Origin of the sequence: Streptomyces sp. NPDC046197, from assembly GCF_040646295.1 — a bacterium.
Lineage (GTDB): Bacteria > Actinomycetota > Actinomycetes > Streptomycetales > Streptomycetaceae > Streptomyces.
Window position 1 is genome coordinate 73,870 of sequence record NZ_JBEYZY010000033.1, and the last position, 3,356, is coordinate 77,225.

3 protein-coding genes and 1 pseudogene are annotated in these 3,356 nt (G+C 73.7%); 2 read left to right on the forward strand and 2 right to left on the reverse strand.

The annotated features are described in order from the left end of the window. Positions 1-353: pseudogene (locus AB0A61_RS32830) on the reverse strand (hypothetical protein); the annotation flags it as partial. A gap of 94 nt (positions 354-447) precedes the next feature. On the opposite strand from AB0A61_RS32830, the gene AB0A61_RS32835 reads away from it, so the two are divergent. Both AB0A61_RS32835 and AB0A61_RS32840 read left to right on the forward strand, forming a co-directional pair. Continuing rightward, positions 448-1,383 (forward strand): AraC family transcriptional regulator, encoded by a 936-nt coding sequence (locus AB0A61_RS32835; RefSeq protein WP_361300514.1) that lies wholly within the window; start codon positions 448-450, stop codon positions 1,381-1,383. Positions 1,384-1,385: 2 nt separating this feature from the next. Then, positions 1,386-2,102: a helix-turn-helix domain-containing protein gene (locus tag AB0A61_RS32840; RefSeq protein WP_361300517.1), complete on the forward strand. Its 717-nt coding sequence runs from the start codon at positions 1,386-1,388 to the stop codon at positions 2,100-2,102. Here AB0A61_RS32840 and AB0A61_RS32845 read toward each other — a convergent pair. Beyond that, positions 2,079-2,486 (reverse strand): VOC family protein, encoded by a 408-nt coding sequence (locus AB0A61_RS32845; RefSeq protein ID WP_361300520.1) that lies wholly within the window; start codon positions 2,484-2,486, stop codon positions 2,079-2,081. The two genes, AB0A61_RS32840 and AB0A61_RS32845, sit on opposite strands and share 24 nt — an antisense overlap. Between the last annotated feature and the right edge of the window lie 870 nt (positions 2,487-3,356).

Here is a 3,356-nt window from a genome sequence, read left to right on the forward strand (position 1 = left end):
CGGCGTACCGGCGTACCGGCGTACCGGCGTACCGGCGTACCGGCGTACCGGCGTACCGGCGTACCGGCGTACCGGCGTACCGGCGTACCGGCGTACCGCCGGGCCGGCACCGGCCGGTACGCCGGCGCGCGACCTCTCACCCCGGCGATCTCCGCGACCGCCTCCCCGAAGGTCAGCAGCCGCGGCCCGGAGACCGCCTCGTGGGCGAGGAGGCCGACGTCGACCTGTCCTGCCGGTCGAAGCCGTCCGCCCGCGAGGCCGCCCGCGCTGAAAGGCCCGCCGCCCGCGCCGCCTCGGCCGTTCGTCTCCCCGTGTGGCCGGACGCCCCGGTCACCACCGGCGCCATGCTCCATGCGTCCCCTGTCATGACCTCAGCGAACCGCTGCCCGGGCGGGCCAACCATCGCTGAACGGCTCATTCCCGTGAGCGCGCGTCTACGCTGACGCCATGGACGCACTCGCAGGCCTGCTGGACGGCCCGCGCGCCCGTGGCGCCTTCATGATCCGCGCGTGCTTCGATCCGCCGTGGGGCGTTCGCATCGAGGACCATGCCCCGCTGATGGTGATGCTGGTGGTCCGCGGCGACGCCTGGATCATGCCCGACGACGGCGAAGGGGTCCGGCTGACGGCCGGTGACCTCGCCATCGCACGCGGCCCGGACCCGTACACCTGCGCCGACGACCCCCGCACCGCGCCCCAGGCGCTGATCCTGCCCGGCGGCGAGTGCCGCTACCCCGACGGCCGCTCCCTGAACGGCTCCATGGACCTCGGCGTGCGCACCTGGGGCGACCGCCTCGACGGCTCCACGGTGCTGCTGATCGGGACGTACCTCATGCGGGGCGAGATCAGAGGCCGCCTCCTGGACGCGCTGCCGCCGCTGCTCACCCTGGGCTCGGACGTGTGGGAGTGCCCGCTCACGTCCCTTCCGACGGGCGAGATCGTGCGCGACGAACCGGGCCAGGAGGTCGTCCTCGACCGTCTCCTCGACCTGCTGGTCATCGCGGCGCTCAGAGCCTGGTTCGCACGCCCGGACGCGGAGCCCCCCGGCTGGTACCGGGCGCTCGCGGACCCCGTCGTCGGCCGGGCGCTGCGGCTGATCCAGGACGACCCGGCGCACCCCTGGACGGTGGCGGAACTCGCCGCGAAGGCCGGGGTGTCCCGGGCAGCGCTCGCCCGCCGCTTCACCGAGCTGGTGGGCCGGCCCCCGATGGCCCACCTCACCGGCTGGCGGCTCGCCCTGGCCGCCGACCGCCTCCGCGACACCGACGACACCATCGCGGTGATCGCCCGCCAGGTCGGCTACGGGAGCGCGTTCGCCCTCTCCAACGCCTTCAAACGCGAATACGGAGTCAGCCCACAGGAACACCGGACGCGGGTGGGGTAGCGGTGGACACTCCTGTGCGCACTTCCGGCTATGCCGAGCGGCCGTCGCTGCTGGCCGGTGCGGTGGTGTGGACGAACCTCCCGGCCGCCTCCGGTGCCGGGCCCGTGCTGCCCGACGGGTGCATGGACCTGCTGTGGAGTGAAGGGCGGCTGCTCGTCGCCGGACCCGACACACGCGCGTACGCCATCGAGGGGCCGCCCTCGCGCTGGGCCGGCGTCCGCTTCTGCCCGGGCACCGCGCCCGGCTTCCTCGGCGTGCCCGCCCACGAACTGCGCGACCGGCGCGTCGATCTCGCCGACCTGTGGCCCGCCCCGGTGGTCCGGCGGCTGCGCGGACGGATCGACGCGGCGGACGACCCCGCGACCGCGCTGGAAGCGGTGGCCCTGGAGCGCGCGGCCGAGGCGGGCCCGCCCGACCCGCTGCTGGGACGGATCGTGGCGGCCCTCGACGCGGGCCGTCCGGTCGCCGCGACGGCCGACGAACTCGGCCTGGGAGTACGCCAGTTGCACCGCCGTTCGCTCACCGCCTTCGGCTACGGCGCCAAGACGCTGGCCCGTGTGCTGCGGCTGCAACGGGCCCTTGCGCTGGCCCGGGCCGGCGTGCCCCACGCGCAGACGGCGATCCGCGCGGGCTTCGCCGACCAGGCCCATCTGGCGCGGGACGTACGGGAGTTGGCGGGCATGCCGCTGGGGGAGCTACTGGGCGGCGACCGCCGGTAGCGGTGCGAACAGATCGACGCCGTTGCCGTCGGGGTCGTGCACGACCGCGTACCGCATCCCCCAGAAGGCGTCCCACGGCTCGAGCTCACCGTGGTACCCGGCGCCCACCAGGTCCTCGTACACGGCGTCCACGTCGGCGGGCGAGTCGCACCGGAACGCCGGCGAGACGCGGCCGCCCCCGGCCGGGGGTTGCCATCCCGCGTAGAAGGAACGGACGGTCTGCTCGGTGTCCAGCGCGAGGACGAGCCCGCCGGGCAGCTCGGCCTCGACGTGCGGCTCCTCCTCGGCACCCTCCGGGAAGACGAGTCCGAGGCGACGGTAGAAGGCGAGGGAGGCGGCCAGGTCGGAGGCCACCACGCCGATCACTGCGAATCGTGGAGTCATGCCGTCACGGTAGGCGGGGCGGCGGTGCCCGGTCTTGAACGAATCGGACGCGATGGCGCCCGCGGCCCGGTGGTGTGACCACATGGGCGGACGCCCCCCGAAAACCGCAGCCTGACCAACCTGACGTCATCTTGATCTCCCACGCGTCACAGCCCTGACGCGACGGCTCGGTCCGCGCCCCACGCGTCATCCCTTGCGCCAGGGCGAACAGCAACAGCCCGCAGCCCGCGACCAGGATCCGGCCGGGACGGGACGCCTGCGCGAGCCCCGCCGGGCCGGTGCCCGCGACCAGGCCGCCGGCCAGGGCGATGCCGAGCGCGGCGCCGAACTGGCGGGCGGTGGAGGTGATCGCCCCCGCCACAGGCCCGGCTCGGCGGCAGCCCGCTCACCGCGGTGTTGGTGACGGGGGCGTTGGCGACCCGAAACCGACGCCGATGAGCGCGCCGGATGACGCGCTTGACCAGCGGAAGCGCCGCCCGCAGCCGTTTATTGTAGCCGGACTGCCGGGGCAGATACGGGAACATGTCGGCCAGGTGCCTGCGAGCGAAGCGTAGCCACCGGGCCTCGGAGCGGTGGCCCAGCAGGGCCTGGGCGACCGCCAGGCAGACCAGTTCGGAGTCGCTGAGCAACGGCGGGCGCCCCAACCACCGTGTTCCTCCGATCTCGTCGTCGATCTTCACGTAGAGTGCGGTCAAGAGGGTCTCGAGGTCTGTCGTCACAAACAGATCAACGAGACCCTCGGTCTTTCCCCAGGCCCGACATGGGACTTACTCGTCTAGAAGACTCATGAAGATCTTGGTGAAGGGTTGCCCGGCCGTGGGCCGGGCGGCCCTTCTTGCTTATGCGGTGGCCGGGGTGAGGTGCCAGCTG

What these genes read in the sequence shown, in the direction of transcription:
- AB0A61_RS32845 (WP_361300520.1), bottom strand. Translation starts at nt 2,486, where the DNA reads ATGACTCCACGATTCGCAGTGATCGGCGTGGTGGCCTCCGACCTGGCC.
- AB0A61_RS32835 (WP_361300514.1), top strand. Translation starts at nt 448, where the DNA reads ATGGACGCACTCGCAGGCCTGCTGGACGGCCCGCGCGCCCGTGGCGCC.